Source organism: Arthrobacter sp. MMS24-T111 (assembly GCF_054888995.1).
In genome coordinates, this window is the sequence record NZ_JBTZRO010000001.1 from 3,674,392 (window position 1) to 3,697,220 (window position 22,829).

A 22,829-nucleotide genomic window follows, 5' to 3' on the forward strand; every position below is an offset into this window, starting at 1 on the left:
GGCGTTGGTTACGGTGCGCCGCCGCGGGCGATCAGTTCCTTGGCCAGCCGGCGGTAGGCGTCAGCCCCCACGTGGTTCCCCGCATAGCTGGTGATGGGTTCGGCGGCGACGGTGGCATCGGCGAACTTGATGGAGCGCTTGATGACGGTCTCGAAGACCTTGTCGCCGAAGGCCTCCACCAGGCGGGTGATGACCTCCCGGCTGTGCAGGGTGCGGGCGTCGTACATGGTGGCCAGCACGCCGTCCACCTGCAGGCGCGGGTTCAGCCGGTCCTGGACTTTGTCGATGGTTTCTACCAGCAGAGCCACCGCGCGGAGCGCAAAGAACTCGCAGATCAGCGGAATGATGACACCGTGCGCTGCCGTGAGGGCGTTGACAGTCAGGAGGCCGAGGGACGGCTGGCAGTCGATGAGGACGACGTCGTAATCGTCTTCGACTTTCTTGAGCGCACGGTCCAGGACCTGCTCGCGTGCCACTTCGTTGACCAGTTGGACTTCCGCGGCGGAGAGGTCGATGTTGGCCGGCAGCAGGTCGACATTCTCGACGCCGGTCTGGTGGATGGCGTCGCGGATGTCCACCTTGCGGTCCATCAGGACGTTGTAGACGGTCAGGTCAAGCTCGTGCGGATTGACGCCCAGGCCTGCCGAGAGCGCGCCTTGGGGGTCGAAGTCCACCAGCAGGACGCGGCGGCCGTATTCCGCGAGCGCTGCGGCGAGGTTGATGGTGGAGGTCGTCTTCCCGACGCCGCCCTTCTGGTTGACCATGGCAATGACGCGGGCCGGGCCGTGGGAGGACAGCGGCGCGGGTTCCGGGAACTCCCGGTATGGGCGCCCGGTGGGGCCCATCACCGCGTTTTCCAGGTCGAATTCCGTGCCCTCCAGAGTTGCTGAACCCTGTTCGCTGCTCACGTATCTGTCCACACTTTCGATGACGGTGATTTCCTGCCGCTGGCTCGCCAGCGCCGTTCGTTCTGATCCTTAGGTTACAGCGCCCGACACGGCATTCGACGGAACTTGACTTTCCGCGAATGTTGAGCCTTGACCCTCTAGTTGAGGTCGAAGGTTGAAGGCTGGACAGAACAAAACCGCCCCTGCAGCGGGGGCTGCAGGGGCGGTTTCGGGCGTTGCCGCAGGTGCCGGTCAGGCCTTGGCGACCTCGAGGGCGCCTTCTTCCTTGGGTGCCATTTCGCCGTGCCCGGCGATCATGGTCTGCTCATCGAACGGGGCCTCGCCGGAGAGGACGCGGGTGACCTGGCCGCCGTCGATCTCCTTGACCCAGGTGCCGATCAGGACGGTGGCGACGGCGTTGCCGGTGAAGTTGGTCAGTGCACGGGCTTCGGACATGAAGCGGTCGATGCCGACGATCATTCCCACGCCGCCGAGCAGCTCGGGACGGTGTGCCTGCAGGCCTGCGGCGAGGGTGGCCAGGCCGGCGCCGGTCACACCGGCGGCGCCCTTGGACGCAATGATCATGAAGATCAGCAGGGAGATCTGGGCGCCGAGGTCCAGCGGGGTCCCCATGGCGTTGGCAACGAAGAGGGACGCCATGGTCAGGTAGATGGCCGTTCCGTCCAGGTTGAAGGAGTATCCGGTGGGAACGGTGACGCCGACGACGGGCTTCGAGACGCCCAGGTGTTCCATCTTCGCGATCAGTCGCGGGAGCGCAGCCTCGGAGGAGGACGTGGAGAAGATGAGGAGGTATTCGCGGGCCAGGTACTTCATGAGCTTGAAGATGTTGACGCCGGCGACCACCTGGAGGAGCCCGCCGAGGATCACGACAATGAACAGCGCACAGGTGATGTAGAACGCCACCATCAGGGTGAACATGCTCACGATGGCCTGGACGCCGGTAGCGCCGACGACGGCGGCGATGGCACCGAAGGCGCCAACCGGGGCGAGCCACATGATCATGATGAGGACGCGGAACACCAGGGCCTGGCCGTGGCCGATGGCCTTGAGGATCGGAGCACCCTGGGGGCCCATCTTTTGCAGTGCGAAGCCCACCAGGATTGCCGCCAACAGGGTGGGCAGCACGGGGATGTCGCTGGGGATGATGCCCAGCAGGAAGTCGACGGTGCTGTCCGTGGCTGCCTTCTTGTTGGGGTCATAGGGGCTGAGCTTCAGGCCCTCACCGGGGTGGATCAGGTTGCCCACCACCAGGCCGATGGCCAAGGCGAAGGTGGACATGATGACGAAGTAGCCAAGCGCCAGGCCGCCCACCTTGCCCACGGTGGCCGCCTTGGCGATGGATCCGATGCCCAGGACGATGGTGCAGAAGATGACCGGCGCGATCATCATCTTGATGAGCTTGATGAAACCGTCGCCCAGCGGCTTGAGGTTCTTGGCGACCTCCGGGAACAGCAGGCCCACCAGTGCGCCCAGGATAACTGCCGCGATGACGGCGATGTACAGGTAGTGGGACTTGTCCAGTCCCTTGCGCCGCGGCGTCGCGGTTCCGAGCGACTCTCCTCGTTGAGAAGCCATGATGTGTCTCCTTGTGGATATTCTGATAGACGCTGCGGCACAGGCTCTGGGCTCGATACGTCCTTGCAATGTGATATCCATCATTGGGCACCCCGTGATTCAGCTCACCGTTGCGTTCATATTGGTCGCGGCACCCGCAGGGTCAGATGGAGGTACGCATGATCCACCGTTGGAGTATCGCCCGCCGGCTCTTCGTGGCGAACCTGCTGATCGTCGTGTGCTTCATCGCCATCGTGGGAACTGCCGCCTACCTCGACGCACGGGACCGGACCTATGACGAAGCCGGCCGCCGGATGGAGGGCGTGGCTGCCTCCATCGCCGCCAATCCTTTGGTGCTCCAGGCAGCAGCCACGCCGGATCCCTCCGTCCTCCTGCAGCCGTACGCCAAAGATGTCACCGCCGCGGCACGGGTGGACTTCATCACCATCATGGCTCCCGACCGGACCCGCTGGACGCATCCCCGGGATGAGGAACTGGGCCGGCCCTACATCGGTTCCATCGATGCCGCCCTGCAGGGGCGCACCTTTACGGAAGTCACGGCGGGTACCCTGGGCCCTTCCGTCCGGACCATCGTTCCGGTCAAGGATTCAGCGGGAACAATCAAGGCGCTGGTGGCTGTGGGTGTTACGGTCCGCAACGTCGACGTTGCGTTCGCTGCCCGGCTCCCCGTGCTGCTGGCCCTGGGCATTGCCCTGCTGGTGGGCGGGTCCCTGGCCTCCTGGCTGCTGGGCAGGTACCTCCGCCGCGTGACCCGCGGCTGGGGCCCCGAACAATTGGCCCAGCTGTTCGCCTACTACGAGTCCGTACTCCACTCGGTCCGCGAAGGGCTGATCCTGATCGATGCCAGGAAGCGGGTGGTGATGTACAACGACCAGGCCGCCGAGCTGCTGGGCCTCACCGAGACCGGAAACAACGATCCCACCAAGCCGCCGTCGTTGGCCGATCTCCCGCTGGACAGTGAGCTTCGCAGCCTCTTCGAGTCCGGGCGCACCACCAAGGACGAGATGGTCCTGACAGGTTCCCGCGTGCTGGTGGTCAACCAAGGCCCCGCCCGGGGCCCGGAGTCCCCCGGTGCGCGCGGCAGGGTACCGGTGTACGGAACAGTTGCGACACTCCGGGACAGGACGGAGATCGAAGCACTGGGCAACGAGCTGCAGACCATGCGGACCCTGTCCGATGCGTTGCGGGCGCAGACCCACGAACACGCCAACCGGCTGCACACGATGGTCTCGCTCCTTGAGCTGGGCCGGACCGGGGAGGCCTTGGACTTTGCCACGAAGGACCTGGCGTTGAGCCAGCAGCTGACCGATGACATGGTGAGCTCCATCGACGAACCGGTGGTGGGCGCCTTGGTCATGGGAAAAGTGGCCGAGGCCCACGAACGCGGGGTGCAGCTGGACGTGTCCACCCTGGGTTCAGGCTCGACGCCTGGTGTGGCCGTCCAGGACCTGGTGACGATCATGGGCAACCTGCTGGACAACGCCATTGACGCGGCAGCCGATGCTCCCGCTCCGCGGCGGGTCCAGCTGACCCTGGAAGCTGACGAGGAAGGACTGGACATCGCGGTCAATGATTCCGGTACCCCCATCGACCCGGCCGATGCCGAACTGATCTTCCGGCATGGCTTCAGCACGAAGCCGGCCGGCCCCGGAGGCCGCGGGGTCGGACTGGCGCTGGTCCGCCAGGCTGTGGGGCGTTTGGGCGGTACGCTGGCCATCAATGGACGGAACGGCGCCAAGTTCGAAGTATTCCTGCCCGCGGCGGTGCCCCCGGAGAAGGAGCACACCCAGTGAGCAACATCCGGGTCCTCGTCGTTGAGGATGAAGCGATCGCCTCCGCAGCCCACGCCGCCTACGTGGGGCGGCTGCCCGGATTCGAGCTTGCCGGGACCGCCCCCGACGGCCAGTCGGCCCTGCGGCTGCTGAACGAGTTCGTGGCAGCCGGAGAGCCCGTGGAACTGGTCCTGCTGGACATGAACCTGCCGGACCTGCACGGCCTGGACATTGCCCGGCGCATGCGTTCGGCCGGAATCCTCGCCGACATCATCGCCATTACCGCCGTCCGCGAACTGGCCATCGTCCGCAGTGCCGTCGCCATCGGCGTGGTCCAGTACCTGATCAAGCCGTTCACGTTCGCCACGTTCTCCGACAAGCTCGAAAGCTACCGCCAGTTCAGGCAGCAGTTGGCCGGGTCCGGTGCCGGGGCCGGCAGAGGGGGCGCCTCGCAGAGTGACGTGGACCAGGCCTTCGCCAGCTTGCGGGCTCCCTCGGAACTGCCGTTGCCCAAGGGGCTCTCCACCTCCACCCTCGGTTCGGTCCAGGAGTTCCTCCGCCAACAGCCCGACGCAGTATCTGCCACCGAGGTCATGGATGCCCTGGGCATGTCCCGCGTAACGGCACGGAGGTACCTGGAATACCTTGCCGATGCCGGCACGGTTTCCCGCACGGCCCGTTACGGCACCCCCGGCAGGCCGGAGAACGAATACCGGTGGACCGCCCGCTGAGGTGCAGGGCGGACATCCCTGCGGCTCAGTCTCCTCCTGCGCGCCCCGGCCGCAGTACTCCGGCCAGTTGGTCAATGACCCGGGGGTCTTCGATGGTTGACGGCACGGTGTACTCCTCTCCGTCGGCTATCTGCCGCATGGTCTTGCGGAGGATCTTTCCGGATCGGGTCTTGGGCAGGGCCTCCACCACCGTGACGTGCTTGAAATCCGCCACCGCGCCAATGTCCCGCCGCACCAGGGCGATCAGGTCTTTCTCGAGGAGTTCCGGGGGTATGTCCACCCCGGATTTGAGCACCACATAGCCGCTGGGGCGCTGGCCCTTCAGGGAGTCCGCGACGCCGATCACCGCGCATTCGGCAACGGCCGGGTGCTGGCCGATCACCTGCTCCATGGCACCGGTGGAGAGCCGGTGCCCGGCAACGTTGATGATGTCGTCGGTGCGGCCCATCACGAAGAGGTAGCCGTCCCCGTCCCGATAGCCGGAGTCTCCGGTGGCGTAGCTCCCCTCGAAGGCCTGCAGGTAGGAGGAGATGTACCGTTCGTCGTTCCGCCACAGGGTGGCAAGGGTGCCGGGGGAAGCGGCAGATCGAGGACGATGTTGCCTTCGGTGCCGGCCTCCACCTCCTCGCCGGCGGCGTCGAGGATCCGCAGCCTGAAGCCGGGCATCGGAACACTGGGCGAACCCGCCTTGATCGGCAGCGTATCCAGTCCGCGCGGATTGGCGCAGATGGCCCAGCCGGTTTCCGTCTGCCACCAGTGGTCCACCACCGGCACGCCGAGGATGCGGGAGGCCCAGTGGAAGGTGTCCGTGTCCAGCCGTTCCCCCGCGGCGAAGAGGGTCCGCAGGCTGGAGATGTCGAAGTTCTTCAGCAACACTGCCTCCGGGTCCGCCTTCCGGATGGCACGCAGCGCGGTCGGGGCGGTGAAGAGCACGTTGACCTTGTGGTCCAGGATCACCCGCCAGAACGCGCCGGCGTCCGGGGTTCCCACCGGTTTGCCCTCGTAGATCACGGTGGTGGCGCCGGCCAGCAGCGGACCGTAGATGATGTAGGAGTGGCCCACCACCCAGCCCACGTCCGAGGCGGTCCACATGACGTCGCCCGGGCCGACGTCGTAGATGTTTTCCAAGGTCCATCGCAGGGCGACGGCGTGGCCCCCGTTGTCCCGCACCACGCCTTTGGGGGTGCCGGTGGTTCCGGAGGTGTAGAGGATGTAGAGCGGATCCGTGGCCATGACGTCCACCGGTGCGGCGGGATCCGCGGATGCCATTTCGCTGTCCCAGTCCAGCCAGCCGGCGTGGTCCGCCGCGGAGTCCTTGAAGCCGTCCCGGCCCTTGACCAGCACCGGGGTCGCCGGCGTTCCGGCGAGCTCCAGCGCCTCGGCGACGGCCGGCAGGTATTCGATCCGGCGGGAGGGCTCGAGCCCGCCCGAGGCGGTGACGACGGCGGCGGGGGCGGCGTCGCGGATCCGGGCGGCAAGTTCCTTGGGGGCGAAGCCGCCGAAGACCACCGAATGGATTGCGCCCAGGCGGGCAGTGGCCAGCATGGCGATGGCGGCCTCAGGAATCATGGGCAGGTAGATCACCACCCGGTCGCCCTTGCCCACGCCGTTACGCCGGAGCACTCCGGCGAAACGGGCCACAAGATCGGTGAGTTCTACATAGCTGAAGCGCTGCTGGATGCCCAGCATGGCGGAGTCGTAGATCAGTGCCGTCTGGTCTCCGCGGCCCGCGGCCACATGCCGGTCCAGCGCGTTGACGCAGGTATTCAGCTCCCCGTCGGGGAACCAGCCGTAGAGCGGGGCGCGGCTCGAATCCAGGGCGCATGTGGGCTGGACGCTCCAGTCGACGGCCCGGGCGGCGTCGAGCCAGAAGTCCTCCGGCTGCTGCACGCTGCGCCCATAACATTCCCGATAGCTGCTGGTGCCCATGAAGTCATCCCGTCCACGACATTGTGATGCAGGTCATGCTAGTTCCTCCGGAGGCTCAGCACAAGCCTTGTGTATACACAAGCGCGGCCCAAAGCTGGCCATTGGTGAATTTACATGGTTCCACAGCAGTCTGTGTATACACTGAGGATCATCTACCGAGGAAGGAGACCTCCGTGCGCGCCAGCGAGAAGGCCTACGCCGCCCTCCGGGACGACATTGTCGAATGGCGTCTTGCCCCCGGGACGGTCCTTGCCGAGGTGGAGCAGTCCGAACGGCTCGGCGTCTCCCGCACTCCCCTGCGCGAGGCCCTCGGCCGGCTCACCGCGGAAGGCCTGACGACGCCGGGCGGCCGCGGCGTCGTGGTCACCGATATCTCCCTTGAGGACATCGACGAACTGTTCGAACTGCGCGAAACCCTTGAAGGCAAGGCCGCTGCGCTGGCCGCCAGCCGTGGCGATGCCGCCACCTTCGAACAGTTGCGCGGCGAGCTGGTCCGCGCCCCGGAGATGATCAACGGCAACGATCCCACGCGCCACGAGTACTACGAGCTGGTGGGACGCCTGGATACCGCCATTGATGCCGCCATCTCCAACTCCTACCTGGCCCAGGCCATGCGAAGCCTTCGCGTGCACCTGGTCCGCATCCGCCGGTTGGCCGCCGATGACGCCGCGCGCCTGACGGCCGCGGCGGCCGAGCACGCGGCGATCGCCGAGGCAATCGCGGCGGGCAACCCCAGGCTCGCCGAAGCAGCCACGATTGTGCACCTGCACCGCAGCCTCACCCACGTCAAAGCAACCCACGCATCCCACCACAAGGAGCACCATGGTTAAGGAACACCACGTCCGCGTCTACAAGAGCGAAGAGAACCTGGCCCGCGAGGACCAGCTTGCCTACAAGATCGCCAAGGTGGCCGCGGATCCTGTGGCGGTGACGGATGACGTCACCGACATGGTGATCAACCGGATCATCGACAACGCCTCCGTGGCCATCGCGTCCCTGAACCGGGCCCCCATCGTCGCTGCCCGCGCCCAGGCTCTCACCCACGGCCCCACCACCGGCGGCAAGGGCTCGAAGGTCTTCGGTATCGAGGAGCGCGTCGCTCCGGAATGGGCGGCCTGGGCCAACGGGGTGGCCGTCCGGGAACTGGACTACCACGACACGTTCCTGGCCGCGGACTACTCCCACCCGGGCGACAACATCCCCCCGATCCTCGCCGTTGCCCAGCACGTCGGCTCCAGCGGCCAGGACCTGGTGCGCGGCATCGCCACCGGCTACGAGATCCAGGTCAACCTGGTCAAGGCCATCTGCCTGCACAAGCACAAGATCGACCATGTGGCCCACCTCGGCCCCTCCGCCGCGGCCGGCATCGGCACGCTGCTGGGCCTCGATGTGGAGACCATCTTCCAGTCCGTGGGCCAGGCGCTGCACACCACCACCGCCACCCGGCAGTCACGCAAGGGCGAGATCTCCACCTGGAAGGCCCACGCCCCTGCCTTTGCCGGCAAAATGGCCGTGGAGTCCGCGGACCGTGCCATGCGCGGCCAGACCTCCCCCGTGCCGATCTACGAAGGCGAAGACGGCGTGATCGCGTGGATGCTGGATGGCCCGGATGCCAACTACACCGTCCCGCTGCCCGAGGACGGCGAAGCCAAGCGCGCCATCCTGGACACCTACACCAAGGAGCACTCCGCCGAGTACCAGGCCCAGGCCTGGATCGACCTGGCCCGCAAGCTCCACGGCGAACACCCCGAGGTCACCGACCCGGCCAACGTCGAGTCCGTGCTGATCAAGACCAGCCACCACACGCATTACGTGATCGGCTCCGGCGCGAACGACCCCCAGAAGTACAGCCCCACCGCGTCCAGGGAAACGCTGGACCACTCCATCCCGTACATTTTCACCGTGGCCCTTCAAGACGGCGCCTGGCACCACGTCGACTCCTACGCCCCGGAACGCGCCGGCCGCCCGGACACCGTGGAACTGTGGCACAAGGTCACCACGGTGGAGGATCCGGAATGGACCCGCCGCTACCACTCCCTGGACATCGCCGAGAAGGCGTTCGGCGGCTCCGTGGAAATCACGCTCAAGGACGGCACCGTCGTCACCGACCAGATCGCCGTCGCCGACGCCCACCCGCTCGGGGCACGCCCGTTCGCCCGGGAACAGTACGTCAACAAGTTCCGCACCCTGGCCGCCGGGCTCGTGGAGGAGGCCGAGATCGAAAGGTTCCTCGCCGCCGTCGAACGCCTCCCCGAACTCGCCGCAGGCGAGCTGGACCAGCTGAACATCAAGGCCGCCCCCGGCGTCATCGACCTGGCGGCAGCGCCGAAGGGACTTTTCTGATGCTGTATTCGAAGACCACCCCGGAGCAGAAGCGGATCCGGTGCCGGGAACTGCTGGCCTCCGGGACCATCCAGCAGTTCCCCGGAGCCTTCAACCCGCTCTCCGCACGGCTGATCGAGGAAAAGGGCTTCGCCGGGGTGTACATCTCCGGCGCAGTCCTCGCCAACGACCTCGGCCTGCCGGACATCGGCCTGACCACCCTCACCGAGGTGGCCACCCGGGCCGGGCAGATCGCCCGGATGACGGACCTGCCCTCCATCGTCGACGCCGACACCGGCTTCGGCGAACCCATGAACGTGGCACGCACCGTACAGGAACTCGAAAACGCGGGCCTGGCCGGCCTCCACATCGAGGATCAGTTCAACCCCAAGCGCTGCGGCCACCTCGACGGCAAGAACGTGGTGGACCTCGAGACCGCCACCAAGCGGATCCGCGCCGCAGCCGACGCCCGGCGCGACCCGAACTTCCTCATCATGGCGCGCACCGATATCAGGGCCACCGACGGACTCGAGGCAGCACAGCAGCGCGCCAAGGCCCTCGTAGACGCCGGAGCGGACGCAATCTTCCCGGAAGCCATGAAGGACCTCAGCGAATTCCAGGCCATCCGCGATGCCGTGGACGTCCCGATCCTGGCCAACATGACCGAATTCGGCAAAAGCGACCTCTTCACGGTGGACCAACTGGCCGGCGTCGGCGTCAACATGGTGATCTACCCGGTAACACTGCTCCGTAGTGCCATGGGCGCTGCTGAGCGTACTCTGGAATCGATCAAATCCGACGGCACCCAGGAGGCCCAGGTTTCGAGCATGCTGACCCGCGCGCGTCTCTATGACCTCGTCGACTACGAGGCCTACAACCGCTTTGACACCGGGGTCTTCAATTTCCAGATCCCCGGAATCTGACACCCCACCGGACTGCCGGCCCCGGCCGGTCAACAGGCGTTAGGAACAAAGGAGTTTCAGCATGGCTGAAAATGAGATCAAAAAAGGCCTCGCCGGCGTCGTGGTGGATTACACCGCGGTGTCGAAGGTCAACCCGGACACCAACTCGCTGCTCTACCGCGGCTACCCTGTCCAGGAACTGGCTGCCAAGTGCAGCTTCGAGGAAGTCGCCTACCTGCTGTGGAACGGGGAGCTCCCTGCCAAAGAGCAGCTCGCCGAGTTTTCCGCGCGGGAACGGGCCGGCCGGGCCCTGGATCCGGTGGTCAAGACAGTCATCGACGCGTTGCCCACCACGGCCCATCCGATGGACGTGTGCCGCACCGCAGCCTCGGTGATGGGCGCACGGCACCCCCTGGCCGAAGATTCGTCCCGGGACGCCAACATGGCCAAGGCCATCGACCTGTTCGCCGCCATGCCCGCGGTGGTGGCCTACGACCAGCGCCGCCGGCACGGCCAGGACGTGGTTGAACCGCGCGATGACCTGGGCTACTCGGCAAACTTCCTCTGGATGGCCTTCGGCGAAGAACAGGTCCCGGAAGTGGTGGAGGCCTTCAACGTCTCGATGATCCTCTACGCTGAGCACTCCTTCAACGCCTCCACCTTCACCGCCCGTGTGATCACCTCGACGCTCTCGGACCTGCACTCCGCAGTGACCGGAGCCATCGGGGCCCTCAAGGGTCCGCTGCACGGCGGCGCCAACGAAGCCGTCATGCACACCTTCGATGAGATCGGCATCCGGCAGGAGGAATCCCTCGAAGAAGCCGCCGCCCGGGCCAAAGCATGGATGGAAGATGCCCTGGCGCAGAAGAAGAAGGTCATGGGCTTCGGCCACCGCGTCTACAAGCACGGCGACTCCCGGGTTCCCACCATGAAGGCCGCCCTGGACAAGATGATCGCCCACTACGGCCGCCCGGAGCTGCTGGGGCTGTACAACGGCCTGGAAACCGCGATGGACGAGGCCAAGGCCATCAAGCCGAACCTCGACTACCCCGCCGGGCCCACCTACCACCTCATGGGCTTCGACACCCCCACCTTCACTCCCCTGTTCGTGGCAAGCCGGATCACCGGCTGGACCGCGCACATCATGGAGCAGTTGGACTCAAACTCGCTGATCAGGCCGTTGAGCGAGTACAACGGCGTGGAGGAACGGCACCTCCCCTAGCGCGTGGTGGACGACGGCGGCCCGGGCACCGAAGTGCCCGGGCCGCCGTCGGGCGTTAAACGCCATGGCTGTCCGGAAACACCGTGGCTGTCCAGGCGAAGGTTGCCCGGCAGGTCAGCCCAATAGGCTTTCGGACGAGGCGACGGATTCGTTGTCGGCGTCCATGGTGACCACGACCCTCACGGTCCCGCCTTCGAGCACCACGGGGAGCCAGTGGTCCGCGTCCTGCCACATCCGCTCGACCGGCAGGGTATCCACCGGGAACCATTCGGGCAGGATTTCGTCGCTGGGGGCCGGCTCGCCGTGCCACAGGCGGGCGGTGAAGAGCCTGGTCTGCATGTTCCATTCCGGCCGAGCCGGAAAGACGAAGTGGACCGATCCGGCGTCGGCCAAGTCTTCCGCCTGCAGCACCACTCCGGTTTCTTCCAGGACTTCCCGCACCGCGGCCTGCTGGTCGGTCTCCCCCGGTTCGACATGGCCGCCGATGCCCACGATCTTGCCCTTGCCGAAACCTGTCTGCTTCAGCCCCAGAAGGACCTCAGTCCCGTCGGCCCCGTCACGGAGCAGGAAGCAAAGAGTCACGGCGGCTGCGGTCATGGCTCCAGCTTAACCGGCACCTCCGCGGATACCGGGCTGCATCACATCTGCGGGATACAGTCGTGGCCGGACTGGGCACTTCCTTCCTGGCCCTGTCCCTCGGCGCAGCGGAAGTAACCCTGAACCTGGCCGAATAGACGATCTCTTCCTGTCTCCGGCAGGCTCCGGGACTGGCTAGCCCAGAGCCCGCGGATGGGCGGCGGCATAGATCTCCCGCAGCGTATCGGCCGTGACCAGAGTGTAGACCTGGGTGGTGGTTACGGAGGCGTGGCCCAGCAGTTCCTGCACCACCCGGACATCGGCGCCGCCTTCGAGCAGGTGGGTGGCGAACGAGTGGCGCAGCGTGTGGGGTGAGACGTCCCTGGTGATGTTGGCTTTCTCCGCGGCAGCCTTGAGGATGGTCCAGGCGCTCTGCCTGCTGATCCGTCCGCCGCGGGCATTGAGGAACAGGGCCGGTGTGCCTTTGCCCTTGGCGGCGAGCAGCGGGCGGCCGCGGACCAGGTAGGCATCGAGGGCGCGTGCTCCGTAAGACCCTAGCGGGACCAGCCGTTCCTTCGAGCCCTTGCCGAACAGCCGGACGATGGCGGGACCCGCCCCGGGTTCTGCGAGGGTGATGTCATCGACGTCCAGGCCCACGGCCTCGCTGATCCGCGCTCCGGTGGAATAGAGGAACTCGAGCAGGGCCCGGTCCCTCAACCCGGTGGCAGTGTCAGTGCCCGCGGCCTCGAGTATGCGGGTCACCTCGTCCACACTGATGGCTTTGGGCAGCCGTTTGCCGGCCATCGGCGGATGGACCTCACTGGCGGGATCAGCCGGCGTGTACCCTTCGAGGGCCCAGAACTTATGCAGTCCCCTTACCGCCACCACTGTCCTGGCCGCTGACCGCACTCCCAGGGCGGAGCCGCCGTCGGAACCGTCGGAAAGGGCGCGGACGTAACCGGTGACGTGGTGCCGGGTGATGTCCTCCGGGCGGCTGCAGCCGGCAGCTGCGAGGTACCGGGCGTACCGGCCGAGGTCGCGGCGGTAGGCTGCCAGCGTGTTGGCGGCCAGTCCCCGCTCCACGCCCACGTGTTGCAGGTAGTCGGTAATGGCCCGGTCGATGGCCCCGGAACGTCCTGCGGCCGGTACCGCGGCCGGTTCCGCGTCCGCAGCGGCCGCAGCGGTGTACGGTGCCGTTCCGACGGAAGGCACCGGTTCAGCCGAAGGACCGGGACCCATCAGCGCTGGCTGGGGTGTGCGGGCCAGGGGGCGTCGGCGGGGCGGAGTTCCTGGAAGTTGCCGGCACGGGCGGCTGCGGCGGCAAGGATCCCGACGACGGCGGACGGGTTGTGCAGGCGTCCGGCCAGGACGGAAGCCACGGCATCGTCCAGGCTGACCCAGTGGAACTCGATCTCCGCTTCCTCGTCGGTCCGCTCGTGGCGTTCGTGCTCCGGGATTTCGGTGAGGTCGCGGGCCAGGTAGATGCGGATTGCTTCGCTGGATGAGCCGGGCGAATTGAAGACGTCGGCAAGGACGTGCCAGGTTCCGGCGGCGAGGTCGGCTTCCTCGGCAAGTTCGCGGGCGGCGCCCACCACGAAGTCTTCGCCTTCGACGTCGAGCAGGCCGGCCGGCACCTCCCACAAATCCATCCCTACCGGGTGCCGGTACTGCTTCAGGAGCAGGATGCGGCCCTCGGCATCCATAGGCAGGACAGCCACTGCCCCTGGGTGGTCGATGTAGTCGCGGGTCAGCGCATCCCCGGACTCGGAAAGCTGGAAAGTGTCGCTGACGACGTCCCAGATCCGGCCCTGGTACACCTTCTCGGTAGACAAAAGACGGCGCGGGCTTGGTGCATCCGAAACCTGCGTTGCAGGGGTGGTTTCAGGTGTACCAGGCATCGCGCCGTCCTTCTTCTGCTCTATTGACTACTTAGCGGTAACCGTACCGGATGCCGCGGCCTTCCCGGCCACGGGCGCAGCCGTGTCGGCAACCGCCCGGGATCCGGCGCTCTGGTGGTCGAGGGCCGCCTTGACCAGGCCTGCGAACAGCGGGTGCGGGCGGGTAGGCCGCGAGCTCAGCTCGGGGTGTGCCTGCGTGGCCACGTAGTACGGGTGCACGTCGGCGGGCAGTTCGACGAACTCCACCAGCTTGCCGTCCGGCGAGGTACCTGAGAAGACCAGGCCCTTGTCGGCAATCTGCTGGCGGTACTTGTTGTTGACCTCGTACCGGTGCCGGTGGCGTTCGCTGACGGTGGTGGCGCCGTACGTCCCGGCAATGACGGAGCCTTCGTCAAGTTTGGCTTCGTAGAGGCCCAGGCGCATGGTTCCGCCGAGGTCACCGCCGCCTTCGACGAACTCGAGCTGTTCCTCCATCGTGGCGATGACGGGGTACTTGGAGTCCGGTTCGAACTCGCTGGAAGAGGCACCCTCCAGGCCCACCACGTTGCGGGCGTACTCGATGACCATGCACTGCAGGCCCAGGCACAAGCCCAGGACGGGAAGCTTGGTTTCGCGGGCGAACTTCAGGGCGCCGAGCTTCCCTTCAAGTCCGCGGATGCCGAAGCCGCCCGGCACGCAGATGGCGTCGACGCCGTCGAGCGCCTTAATGGCGCCTTCGCGCGTCTCGCACTCGTCCGACGGGACCCAGCGGATCTTCACCTTGGCTTCGTTGGCGAAGCCGCCGGCGCGCAGTGCTTCGGTCACCGAAAGGTAGGCGTCGGGCAGGTCGATGTACTTACCCACCAGGGCGATCTCGACGTGGTGCTTGGGGTTGTGGACGGCGTCGAGCAGTTTGTCCCAGCTGGTCCAGTCGACGTCCTTGAACGGCAGGTCGAGGGCGCGGACGATGTAGGAGTCCAGTCCCTGGGAGTGCAGGGTCTTGGGGATGTCGTAGATGCTCGGGGCGTCGGCGGCGTTGACCACGGCGTCGATGTCGACGTCGCACATCCGGCCGATTTTTTCCCGCATGGCTTCGGGAACTTCGCGGTCCGAACGGATCACGATCGCCTCAGGCTGGATGCCGATGGAGCGCAGCGCGGCCACGGAGTGCTGAGTGGGCTTGGTCTTCAGTTCCTGGGACGGCCCGATGTAGGGCACCAGCGAGACGTGCAGGAAGAATACATTTCCGCGGCCGATGTCCTGGCGGACCTGGCGGGCGGATTCGAGGAACGGCTGGGACTCGATGTCGCCAACGGTGCCGCCGATTTCGGTGATGATGACGTCGGGGGCGTTCTTTCCCTCGGCGGGCAGGCGCATGCGGCGCTTGATCTCATCCGTGATGTGCGGAATGACCTGGACGGTGTCGCCGAGGTATTCGCCGCGGCGTTCCTTCGCGATCACCGTGGAGTACACCTGGCCTGTGGTCACGTTCGCGGAACCTTCAAGGTTCTCGTCGAGGAAGCGCTCGTAGTGCCCGATGTCGAGGTCGGTCTCGGCGCCGTCGTCGGTCACGAAGACCTCACCGTGCTGGAAGGGGTTCATTGTGCCCGGATCCACGTTCAGGTAGGGATCGAGCTTCTGCATCGTCACGGACAGGCCGCGGGCCCGGAGCAGGTGACCAAGGCTTGAAGCCGTCAGTCCCTTACCGAGCGAGGACGCCACACCGCCGGTGACGAAAATGTGCTTCGTCGTCTTGGAGGAGCCCGGGAACCGGGAATTTACACGGGAATTTGATCGCTGCACCACGGAATTCGAGCCTATCATCAATTCAGCCATCCCGTCGTTGTCCCGTCAGGCCCGCTGGGGCAGGAGCTTGGCGTCGTCCAGCAGTTCGCGGGCGTGTGCCTGCGCGGATTCGGAGTCCTCCTGGCCTGCCAGCATGCGGGCCAGTTCACGGACACGTTCGGGACCGTCGAGGAGGCGGACATCACTGGATGTGAAGCCTGTGGCGGTTTTGCCGTCCGCTCCCCTGACCGAGGTTTTGGTCACAGTGATGTGCTGGTCCGCGAAGGCGGCCACCTGGGGAAGGTGGGTGACCACCAGCACCTGCACGTGGCGGGCCAGCATCGCCAGCCGCCGGCCGATCTCGACGGCGGCCCGTCCGCCGACTCCGGCGTCCACCTCGTCGAAGACGAACGTGGGGACCGGATCCACGGCGGCAAGCACCACCTCGATGGCCAGCATGACGCGGGACAATTCACCGCCGGATGCACCCTTGCCCAGCGGCCGGGCCGGGGCGCCGGAATGGGGCTGGAGCAGGAAACTGATGTCGTCCGCGCCGTGCGGGCCCAGTTGTCCGGCTGATTCCAGGTTGATCACCAGGGTGGCGTCTGCCATGGCCAGCGCCGTCAATTCGGCGCTGACACGGGCCGAGAGGTCCTTGGCGGCCTTGGACCGGATCTTGCTGATGGAGGCCGACTGCTTCTGGAGCTCCGCTTCGGCCCGGACCACCTCGGCATCCAGCGCCTCGATCCGGGAGGAGTCGTCCTGCAGTTCGTCGTAACGGACCCGCGCGGTTTCAGCCCACACCAGCACCTCGTCAATGGTGGGCGCGTACTTGCGGACCAGCTTGGCCAAGGCGGCCCTGCGGTCCTCGATTTCGGCAAGCCGTTCCGGCCCCTCCGAGTCCAGTCCTGCCTGGTAGCTGGCAAGTTCCGTGGCGATGTCGTTGAGCAGGAAACCGACTTCGGCCAGGCGTGCGGCGGCGGAACCGAGCTCGGCATCGTGCTCTGCCACATGCTCCAGGGTGCGCTTGGCAGCATCCACAAGCGTGGTCGCATCGGCGGCTTCGCCAAAGTCCTCGGCGATGAGGGCCTGGTGGGCGGTGCTGGCGGCGATCCGAAGTTCCTCGACGTTGGCAAGCTTTACGGCTTCGGCCTTCAGCTGCTCGTCCTCGCCAGGCTGCGGGTCCACGCCGTCGATCTCTGCGAGGGCCGCCTCCAGCGACTCCGCTTCCCGGAGCCGGTCGCGGGCGGCGCTGCGCAGGCTGTCAAGCTCTGCCTGGCTGGCTTTCCACCGGCCGTAGAGCTCCTGGTAGGCGGCCAAGGGCCCGGACAGGGCATCGCCGGCGAACTTGTCCAGCGCCTCCCGCTGGGCCGTGGCGCTCTTGAGCCGGATCTGGTCCGACTGGCCGTGCACCACCACCAGCGACTCGCCGATCTCGGCCAGTACACCCACCGGAGCGGCCCGGCCGCCCAGGAACGCCCGGCTGCGTCCGTCCGCGCCCAGGCGACGGGCCAGGATCAGCTCGGCGCCGCCGTCGAACTCTTCTGCTTCCGCGCCGGCATCAAGGGCCCGGGCGATGGCCGGGTGCCCGGCTTCAAGCTTCAGGACGGCCTCGGCCGTTGCGCTCTTCGCGCCGCTGCGGACGGCCCCGGCATCCGACCGGGCACCCAGCAGGAGGCCGACGGCGGTGACCACCATGGTCTTGCCGGCACCGGTTTCACCGGTCACCACGCTCAGGCCCGGGCCGAGCGGCAGCGTTGCGTCGGTGATGACGCCCAGATCGCGGATTCTCAGTTCTTCAATCATGGATTCACTTTGCAGTCGACGGATCGGGGTCGCCGCCGGCGCCGTCCGGCTCCGGGACCTGCAGCGGCGGCATGGGCCGTGGCGTGCGTACCAGCGGGATGGGGCCGGTGTGCACTGCGTCGGCTTTGGGCACGGGGCCGCGCCAGCCGTGGATGGGCAATTCGAACTTGCGGACCAGGCGGGCGGAGAAGGGGGTCTGGTGGGTGCGGGCCAGCCGCACCGGGTTGGCGGACTTGGTGACCTCGACGCGGGCACCGGGCGGCAGGTCCACGGAGCGCCGGCCGTCACACCACAGCACACCCTGCGCGTCGGTCCGGCCGAGCACCTCGACGGCCAGCCTGGACCGGGGCGAGACAACCAGTGGCTTGGCAAACAGCGCGTGCGCACTGATGGGCACGATCACCAGGGCTTCCACCTCCGGCCAGACCACAGGTCCTCCGGCAGAGAACGCGTAGGCCGTGGAACCGGTGGGGGTGGCCAGTACGATGCCGTCGGAGCCGAAGGACGTGAGCGGGCGCTCATCCACTTCGGTGACCACTTCGAGCATCCGTTCGCGGTTGGCCTTCTCGATGGCGGCTTCGTTCAAAGCCCAGGTGTGCCAAATCTTCTGTCCCCTGACCCATACCTGGACGTCAATGGTCATCCGCTCTTCGACCGTGTATTCACGGCTGGCGATCCATTCGACGGTCTGGGCCAGGTCCGCCCGCTCGCTTTCGGCCAGGAAGCCCACGTGCCCAAGGTTGACGCCCAGCAGGGGCACGTCCTCCTCGCGTACCAGTTCGGCTGCGCGCAGGATGGTTCCGTCGCCGCCAAGGACCATAACGAGTTCGACGTCGGACAGCTGGACATGGTCGTGGAGCACCTCCACCGGCTGGGCCAAGTGGCCAAAAAACCGCTCCATGTCCCCCAGCTCGGACTCCTGCATCACTGGGACGATGCCCGACGCGTGCAGCAGGGCGCAGGCTTCCCAGGCAGCCTTCAGTGATTCCTCGCGGCCGGTGTGGGCAAGGACCAATACACGCCTGCTCATCAGGTTCCGCTCTCTAGTGGTTCGGCCAGATTTGTCCGAGCAACGCAGCGGCTGCTGCCTCTCGCTCTTCGATCTTAGGCAAGTCTTGGGTGTTCCTGCGTTTTATCCACAGGAAGTATTCGACGTTGCCATCCTGTCCCGGAAGCGGGCTGACCGCCAGCCCGCACAGGTCCAGCCCGGCGTCGAGAGCCGCCATGGCGACTTTCTCCACGGCCAGCCTGCGTTCGCGCTCCGACGTGACCACGCCCGTCCTGCCCAAGCGGTCCTTGCCGATTTCGAATTGCGGCTTCACCATGAGCACCAGGTCGCCGCCGGGGTCGGTGCAGGCCGCCAGCGGCCGCACCACCAGGGTGAGCGAAATGAAGGAGAGGTCGGCCACCGTCAGGGCGCAGGTCCCGCCGATGTCCTCCGGCGCCATGTACCGGGCATTCATTCCCTCGTGGACGGCCACTCGCGAGTCGTTGCGGAGGTGCGGCACCAACTGGCCGTGCCCGACGTCGACCGCCACCACGTGCGCGGCCCCGCGGCGGAGCAGGACGTCCGTGAAGCCGCCGGTGGAGGCGCCGGCGTCAAGGCACCTTTTGCCCTGGACGGTGATCGCCGGAAAGGCGTCGAGGGCGCCGGCCAGCTTGTGACCGGCTCGGCTGGCGTAAACGTCCTGGTCGTCTTGCTCGACGGCGATGTCCCGCCCGTCATCGATCTGGAGGGATGCTTTGGCAAGGACCTGGCCGCCGGAACTGACCTTGCCCTCCGCGATGAGCGACGCCGCGTGCGTGCGCGACCGTGCCAGGCCGCGGGCCACCAGTGCCTGGTCGAGGCGGACGGGCATCAGGCGGTGCCTCCTGCGGGAGCATTGGCGGCAGGTGCGCCATCCGTGGGGTCGGTGTTGAGCGCGGCCAGCATTTCGTCGTGAAGACGGTTGTACAGGTCTTCGTGACCGGCAGTTGGCAGCCGGGGTATCTCCTGGAGCCGGTCGACGGCCTGCGCCACGCGTGGATCGGGGATGTCCTGTCCGTCGGCCTGCGGCCACTCAGGAGCAGGCTGGGCTGGCACGTTGTCCGGTTCGGTCAGCTCAGTCATGGAACCATCCTAGTGATCCATCCACACCAGCTTGGGCGCCTGCGGGGCGGATGAGTCCGGGGTCGCAGCCCACCAGGCGGCACATGCTGCCCGCCAGGAATCAATGTCTTCCTTGCTGCCAATGATGCCCACCGCACCGTTGGCCACGCGTGCCGTCGCCTGGCCGCAGACGTAAGTGCCGTCGTCGTGCGTCACATCCGGGTACGGACGGTGCAGCCCGGCGAGGTTTTCGATGATGTAGTCGGGCCGTTCCGCGGACCGCGCCGCGAGGATGCTTTCCCGGGTGTCGACGCCGGTCAGGACGGTGACCGTGGCAAACCCTGCGTTGTTGCCGCCCAGGATGTCCGTGTCCAGCCGATCGCCCACGACCAAGGGCCGCTCGGCCCCGAGGCGCTTGGCGGCGGAGTGGAACAGCGGTGCCTCGGGTTTGCCGGCGACTTTGGGTTTCTGTCCGGTCGCCGCCGCGACGGCGGCCACCAGCGTCCCGTTCCCGGGTGCGATGCCGCGGGCCTGCGGAATGGACATGTCGGTGTTTGTTGCAACCCACAGGGCACCGGCGGACACCACATAGGCGGCTTCCGCCAGGTCCTTCCAACCGATGGACGGGCTGAAGCCTTGCACCACGGCCACCGGTTCCTCGTCCTGGCTGCCAACGGGTACCAAGCCTGCCAGCTCTATTTCCCGGGCCAGTGCGGAACTGCCGGTGATCAGGACCCGTGAGCCGGCTGGGAGAAGCAATGCCAGCAGGTCCGCCGCCGCTTGGGACGAGCTGACCACCTGGTTGTCCTCCGCCGGGGCACCGAGCTCGCGAAGGTGCTCGGCCACCTCCGCCGGTGAGCGCGAGGCGTTGTTCGTTACGTAGCCCAGCCCGATACCCAGCCCGGAGAGCTGCTTCAGCGCGTCGACAGCGCCCGGAATGGCGTGCGGGCCGGCGTAGACCACGCCGTCCAGGTCTGCGAGGAGCGCGTCAAAGCGGGAAACCAGGGAAACGTCACTCATCCGGTGTCAGTCCTCCCGGCGTTCGCCGGTGTGCGGGGTGTCGTCTGCCCCGTCTTCGTGGCCTTCTTCCGAGGCGTCGGTAACAAGCTCGTCCTCTTCCACCGAGTCCGGGTCGGATTCGGCGTCGTCGGAGACGAAGTAGTCGGAGACGAAGTAGTCGGCGTCTTGGTCGTCGAGATTGCTGTCCTGGACCGTCTTGGCCTCGGTGGCGCGCCCGGCCTGGGCGCTCTCCGTTGAAGCGGTTGCGGAGCCCTCGGTTTCGGAGCCCCCTGCGTCCGGGGACGCGGACGCACGGTCCAGCAGCTTACGGCGTTCGGCTTCTTCCCGGGCTTCTTCCTCTTCGTCCCAGCCAAGGTCGATGATTTCGGGTTCTTCATCGACGCCCTGGCCGAGGGCGTTTTCGGCAACGACGGCCTGCCGGCTCCACTTCTCCGACTCTGCTTGGCGGCCAACAGCGGCGAGGGCGTCAGCGTAGGCGCGGAACAGCCGCGGGCTGTAGGAAAATGCGCGGTTGATGTCCAGCTGCTGGATCTCGAGCTCGGCTACAGCGGCATCCAGCTGGCCGAGGTCGGTGCGGGCGCCGGCGGCGACGATAGCCAGTTCCACTTTGCCGGGTGCGTCAAGGTCCTGGGCTTCCTCGGAGCGGGCAACGTCCAGCGCCCTGTCCGGACGTCCCAGGCCGCGTTCGCAGTCGGCCATGACAGGGAGGTGTACGTTGGAGCCGCTGATCCGGCGGAACGTGCGGAATTCGCGGAGCGCCTCGCCGTAATGCCCGGCTGCGTAGGCGGTCAGGCCCACCGCTTCACGGACGGCCGCAAGCCGTCCACCACGCCGGCTCGCGGCGAGGGCATGCTGGAACGCCAGCTCAGGTTCGTCATCGATCAACCGGCCGGCCATCACCAGGTGGCGGGCCACCCACTCAGCGCTCTTGGGCTCGAGGGTCTTGATCTGGTGGTGGGTGGCGCGGTCCAGTTCCTTGCCCGTGACGTCCTCATCGATTTCGGGCGAACGTTCGCGGTCCGGCCGGTTGGCGCTGCGGAGATCGGCTGCGTTCGGCACACGGACGGGCCGCTCCTCCTGGCGGTCACGGCCGTAGCCGCGGGGACCTGAGCCGCCCCGCCCGGAGTCTGCACGGGAATCTCCACGATCGAAACTGCGGGGCGCGCGGTCCTGGCGGTCCCCGAACGGCTTGCGGTTCTCGCCGCCACTGAATCCGCGGCGGTCACCCTCGCCATCGCGACGGGAACGGTCACCAAACGGCTTACGGTCACGGTCACCAAAGGGTTTCCGGTCACGGTCACCACCGCCGCTAAACCCGCGGCGGTCACCCTCACCATCCCGACGCGGACGATCACCAAACGGCTTACGATCACGATCACCAAAGGGTTTCCGATCACGGTCGCCACCGCCGCTAAACCCGCGGCGGTCACCCTCACCATCCCGACGCGGACGATCACCAAACGGTTTCCGGTCACGGTCACCAAAGGGTTTCCGATCACGGTCGCCAACGGGTTTCCGATCACGGTCACCAAAGGGTTTCCGATCACGGTCACCGCCGCCACTGAATCCACGGCGGTCACCCTCACCATCCCGACGCGGGCGCTCACCGAACGGTTTCCGGTCACGGTCACCGCCGCCACTGAATCCACGGCGGTCACCCTCACCGTCACGGCGCGGACGATCACCAAACGGCTTACGATCACGGTCACCACCGCCTGCTGATCCGCCACGGGGGTCACGATCCGACCTGGAGCGGAACCCGCGAGGGTCCCCGCCGGAATTGTTGTTGCCCCGGAAGGCCCCCCGATCATTGCCGCGGTTGCCACCGTTGTGCTCGGCCATTTGGATTCCTCCTGTTATGAGCCGACCACTGGCGCAACTGCAGCCGCTCGTTTCGTTTCCTACGCAACCCGAAATCAAGCGCTTCGAAGTCCGTGTATCTTCTTCAATTCTAGTGGAGACGCAAATTCCCGCGGGACAGCGGGACCCCTGGCGGCCGAATCGTGGCAATCTTCACAACTGGGTCCGGGGACAATCCCGCTCTACCCATTCGCCTGGGCCGGCCCCCACGCCCGCTCACATCCTGCGGCTTCTCCCCCAACGCCCGCTCAGTTGTTGCGGGGCTACCCGCGAGGGGTGAGCGGGGGTTGGTGGGTGGCGTGTCGGGTGTGAGCGGGGGTTGCCTGAGGACGCGCAAGATGTGAGCGGGGGTTGGTGGTTGGCGTGTCGGGTGTGAGCGGGGGTTGCCTGAGGACCGGCAAGATGTGAGCGGGGGTTGTGGTGGTGTTAAGTGTGGGAGGCCCCAACCATGTTGG

18 protein-coding genes and 1 pseudogene are annotated in these 22,829 nt (G+C 66.8%); 6 read left to right on the forward strand and 13 right to left on the reverse strand.

Translation table 11 applies throughout. From position 1 onward, the window contains the following. Positions 1–8: 8 nt before the first annotated feature. Both ACX5I6_RS17235 and ACX5I6_RS17240 read right to left on the reverse strand, forming a co-directional pair. Entirely contained in the window at positions 9–908 is a 900-nt protein-coding gene (locus tag ACX5I6_RS17235; RefSeq protein WP_018763515.1) for a ParA family protein, read from the reverse strand. Positions 909–1,139: 231 nt separating this feature from the next. Then, positions 1,140–2,483: a cation:dicarboxylate symporter family transporter gene (locus tag ACX5I6_RS17240; protein ID WP_461841264.1), complete on the reverse strand. Its 1,344-nt coding sequence runs from the start codon at positions 2,481–2,483 to the stop codon at positions 1,140–1,142. A 158-nt stretch (positions 2,484–2,641) separates the two neighbouring features. On the opposite strand from ACX5I6_RS17240, the gene ACX5I6_RS17245 reads away from it, so the two are divergent. Together ACX5I6_RS17245 and ACX5I6_RS17250 are read left to right on the forward strand one after the other, a co-directional pair. Further along, positions 2,642–4,276: a sensor histidine kinase gene (locus ACX5I6_RS17245; protein ID WP_461841265.1), complete on the forward strand. Its 1,635-nt coding sequence runs from the start codon at positions 2,642–2,644 to the stop codon at positions 4,274–4,276. Further along, on the forward strand, positions 4,273–4,986 hold the full coding sequence (locus ACX5I6_RS17250; protein WP_285249010.1) for a response regulator: 714 nt from the start codon (positions 4,273–4,275) through the stop codon (positions 4,984–4,986). The genes ACX5I6_RS17245 and ACX5I6_RS17250 overlap by 4 nt, the downstream gene beginning before the upstream one ends. Before the next feature lie 25 nt (positions 4,987–5,011). Here the strand turns inward: ACX5I6_RS17250 and ACX5I6_RS17255 are convergent. Then, a pseudogene (locus ACX5I6_RS17255) lies at positions 5,012–6,915 on the reverse strand (AMP-binding protein). A 173-nt stretch (positions 6,916–7,088) separates the two neighbouring features. Here ACX5I6_RS17255 and ACX5I6_RS17260 point away from each other — a divergent pair. From ACX5I6_RS17260 to ACX5I6_RS17275, 4 genes are all read left to right on the forward strand, one after another. Continuing rightward, on the forward strand, positions 7,089–7,745 hold the full coding sequence (locus tag ACX5I6_RS17260) for a GntR family transcriptional regulator (protein ID WP_461841266.1): 657 nt from the start codon (positions 7,089–7,091) through the stop codon (positions 7,743–7,745). Next, complete coding sequence (locus tag ACX5I6_RS17265; RefSeq protein WP_461841267.1) at positions 7,738–9,258, forward strand: MmgE/PrpD family protein; 1,521 nt, start codon at positions 7,738–7,740, stop codon at positions 9,256–9,258. Before ACX5I6_RS17260 ends, ACX5I6_RS17265 begins: the two co-directional genes overlap by 8 nt. Further along, positions 9,258–10,160: a methylisocitrate lyase gene (gene prpB, locus ACX5I6_RS17270; RefSeq protein ID WP_461841268.1), complete on the forward strand. Its 903-nt coding sequence runs from the start codon at positions 9,258–9,260 to the stop codon at positions 10,158–10,160. The genes ACX5I6_RS17265 and prpB overlap by 1 nt, the downstream gene beginning before the upstream one ends. Positions 10,161–10,221: 61 nt before the next feature. Beyond that, positions 10,222–11,361 carry a bifunctional 2-methylcitrate synthase/citrate synthase gene (locus tag ACX5I6_RS17275; protein WP_018763507.1) on the forward strand — a complete coding sequence of 380 codons (1,140 nt, stop codon included), beginning with the start codon at positions 10,222–10,224 and terminating at the stop codon, positions 11,359–11,361. 114 nt (positions 11,362–11,475) lie between these two features. Here ACX5I6_RS17275 and ACX5I6_RS17280 read toward each other — a convergent pair whose 3' ends face one another. The 10 genes from ACX5I6_RS17280 to ACX5I6_RS17325 form a co-directional block, all read right to left on the reverse strand. Continuing rightward, on the reverse strand, positions 11,476–11,958 hold the full coding sequence (locus ACX5I6_RS17280; RefSeq protein ID WP_461841269.1) for an 8-oxo-dGTP diphosphatase: 483 nt from the start codon (positions 11,956–11,958) through the stop codon (positions 11,476–11,478). A 174-nt stretch (positions 11,959–12,132) separates the two neighbouring features. After that, on the reverse strand, positions 12,133–13,176 hold the full coding sequence (gene xerD / locus ACX5I6_RS17285; RefSeq protein ID WP_461841270.1) for a site-specific tyrosine recombinase XerD: 1,044 nt from the start codon (positions 13,174–13,176) through the stop codon (positions 12,133–12,135). Beyond that, positions 13,176–13,835 (reverse strand): NUDIX domain-containing protein, encoded by a 660-nt coding sequence (locus ACX5I6_RS17290; RefSeq protein WP_285249017.1) that lies wholly within the window; start codon positions 13,833–13,835, stop codon positions 13,176–13,178. Before ACX5I6_RS17290 ends, xerD begins: the two co-directional genes overlap by 1 nt. A 27-nt stretch (positions 13,836–13,862) precedes the next feature. After that, a complete protein-coding gene (locus ACX5I6_RS17295) occupies positions 13,863–15,638 on the reverse strand; it encodes a CTP synthase (RefSeq protein WP_461841745.1) in 1,776 nt (591 codons plus the stop codon). A 27-nt stretch (positions 15,639–15,665) separates the two neighbouring features. Continuing rightward, positions 15,666–17,405 (reverse strand): DNA repair protein RecN, encoded by a 1,740-nt coding sequence (recN, locus tag ACX5I6_RS17300; RefSeq protein ID WP_461841271.1) that lies wholly within the window; start codon positions 17,403–17,405, stop codon positions 15,666–15,668. 4 nt (positions 17,406–17,409) lie between these two features. Next, positions 17,410–18,435 carry an NAD kinase gene (locus tag ACX5I6_RS17305; protein WP_461841272.1) on the reverse strand — a complete coding sequence of 342 codons (1,026 nt, stop codon included), beginning with the start codon at positions 18,433–18,435 and terminating at the stop codon, positions 17,410–17,412. 13 nt (positions 18,436–18,448) lie between these two features. Next, the gene (locus tag ACX5I6_RS17310; protein WP_461841273.1) at positions 18,449–19,264 is read right to left on the reverse strand and encodes a TlyA family RNA methyltransferase; all 816 of its coding nucleotides are present in this window, start codon (positions 19,262–19,264) and stop codon (positions 18,449–18,451) included. After that, positions 19,264–19,515, reverse strand: coding sequence for a hypothetical protein (locus tag ACX5I6_RS17315; RefSeq protein WP_461841274.1), 252 nt, complete (start codon positions 19,513–19,515; stop codon positions 19,264–19,266). The genes ACX5I6_RS17310 and ACX5I6_RS17315 overlap by 1 nt, the downstream gene beginning before the upstream one ends. A gap of 9 nt (positions 19,516–19,524) precedes the next feature. Continuing rightward, positions 19,525–20,514: an HAD-IIA family hydrolase gene (locus tag ACX5I6_RS17320; RefSeq protein WP_461841275.1), complete on the reverse strand. Its 990-nt coding sequence runs from the start codon at positions 20,512–20,514 to the stop codon at positions 19,525–19,527. 6 nt (positions 20,515–20,520) lie between these two features. Then, on the reverse strand, positions 20,521–21,573 hold the full coding sequence (locus ACX5I6_RS17325; protein ID WP_461841276.1) for a hypothetical protein: 1,053 nt from the start codon (positions 21,571–21,573) through the stop codon (positions 20,521–20,523). Between the last annotated feature and the right edge of the window lie 1,256 nt (positions 21,574–22,829).

What these genes read in the sequence shown, in the direction of transcription:
- ACX5I6_RS17320 (WP_461841275.1), bottom strand. Translation starts at nt 20,514, where the DNA reads ATGAGTGACGTTTCCCTGGTTTCCCGCTTTGACGCGCTCCTCGCAGAC.
- ACX5I6_RS17315 (WP_461841274.1), bottom strand. Translation starts at nt 19,515, where the DNA reads ATGACTGAGCTGACCGAACCGGACAACGTGCCAGCCCAGCCTGCTCCT.
- prpB (WP_461841268.1), top strand. Translation starts at nt 9,258, where the DNA reads ATGCTGTATTCGAAGACCACCCCGGAGCAGAAGCGGATCCGGTGCCGG.
- ACX5I6_RS17280 (WP_461841269.1), bottom strand. Translation starts at nt 11,958, where the DNA reads ATGACCGCAGCCGCCGTGACTCTTTGCTTCCTGCTCCGTGACGGGGCC.
- xerD (WP_461841270.1), bottom strand. Translation starts at nt 13,176, where the DNA reads ATGGGTCCCGGTCCTTCGGCTGAACCGGTGCCTTCCGTCGGAACGGCA.
- ACX5I6_RS17295 (WP_461841745.1), bottom strand. Translation starts at nt 15,638, where the DNA reads ATGATAGGCTCGAATTCCGTGGTGCAGCGATCAAATTCCCGTGTAAAT.
- ACX5I6_RS17305 (WP_461841272.1), bottom strand. Translation starts at nt 18,435, where the DNA reads ATGAGCAGGCGTGTATTGGTCCTTGCCCACACCGGCCGCGAGGAATCA.
- recN (WP_461841271.1), bottom strand. Translation starts at nt 17,405, where the DNA reads ATGATTGAAGAACTGAGAATCCGCGATCTGGGCGTCATCACCGACGCA.
- ACX5I6_RS17245 (WP_461841265.1), top strand. Translation starts at nt 2,642, where the DNA reads ATGATCCACCGTTGGAGTATCGCCCGCCGGCTCTTCGTGGCGAACCTG.
- ACX5I6_RS17265 (WP_461841267.1), top strand. Translation starts at nt 7,738, where the DNA reads ATGGTTAAGGAACACCACGTCCGCGTCTACAAGAGCGAAGAGAACCTG.
- ACX5I6_RS17310 (WP_461841273.1), bottom strand. Translation starts at nt 19,264, where the DNA reads ATGCCCGTCCGCCTCGACCAGGCACTGGTGGCCCGCGGCCTGGCACGG.
- ACX5I6_RS17275 (WP_018763507.1), top strand. Translation starts at nt 10,222, where the DNA reads ATGGCTGAAAATGAGATCAAAAAAGGCCTCGCCGGCGTCGTGGTGGAT.
- ACX5I6_RS17240 (WP_461841264.1), bottom strand. Translation starts at nt 2,483, where the DNA reads ATGGCTTCTCAACGAGGAGAGTCGCTCGGAACCGCGACGCCGCGGCGC.
- ACX5I6_RS17290 (WP_285249017.1), bottom strand. Translation starts at nt 13,835, where the DNA reads ATGCCTGGTACACCTGAAACCACCCCTGCAACGCAGGTTTCGGATGCA.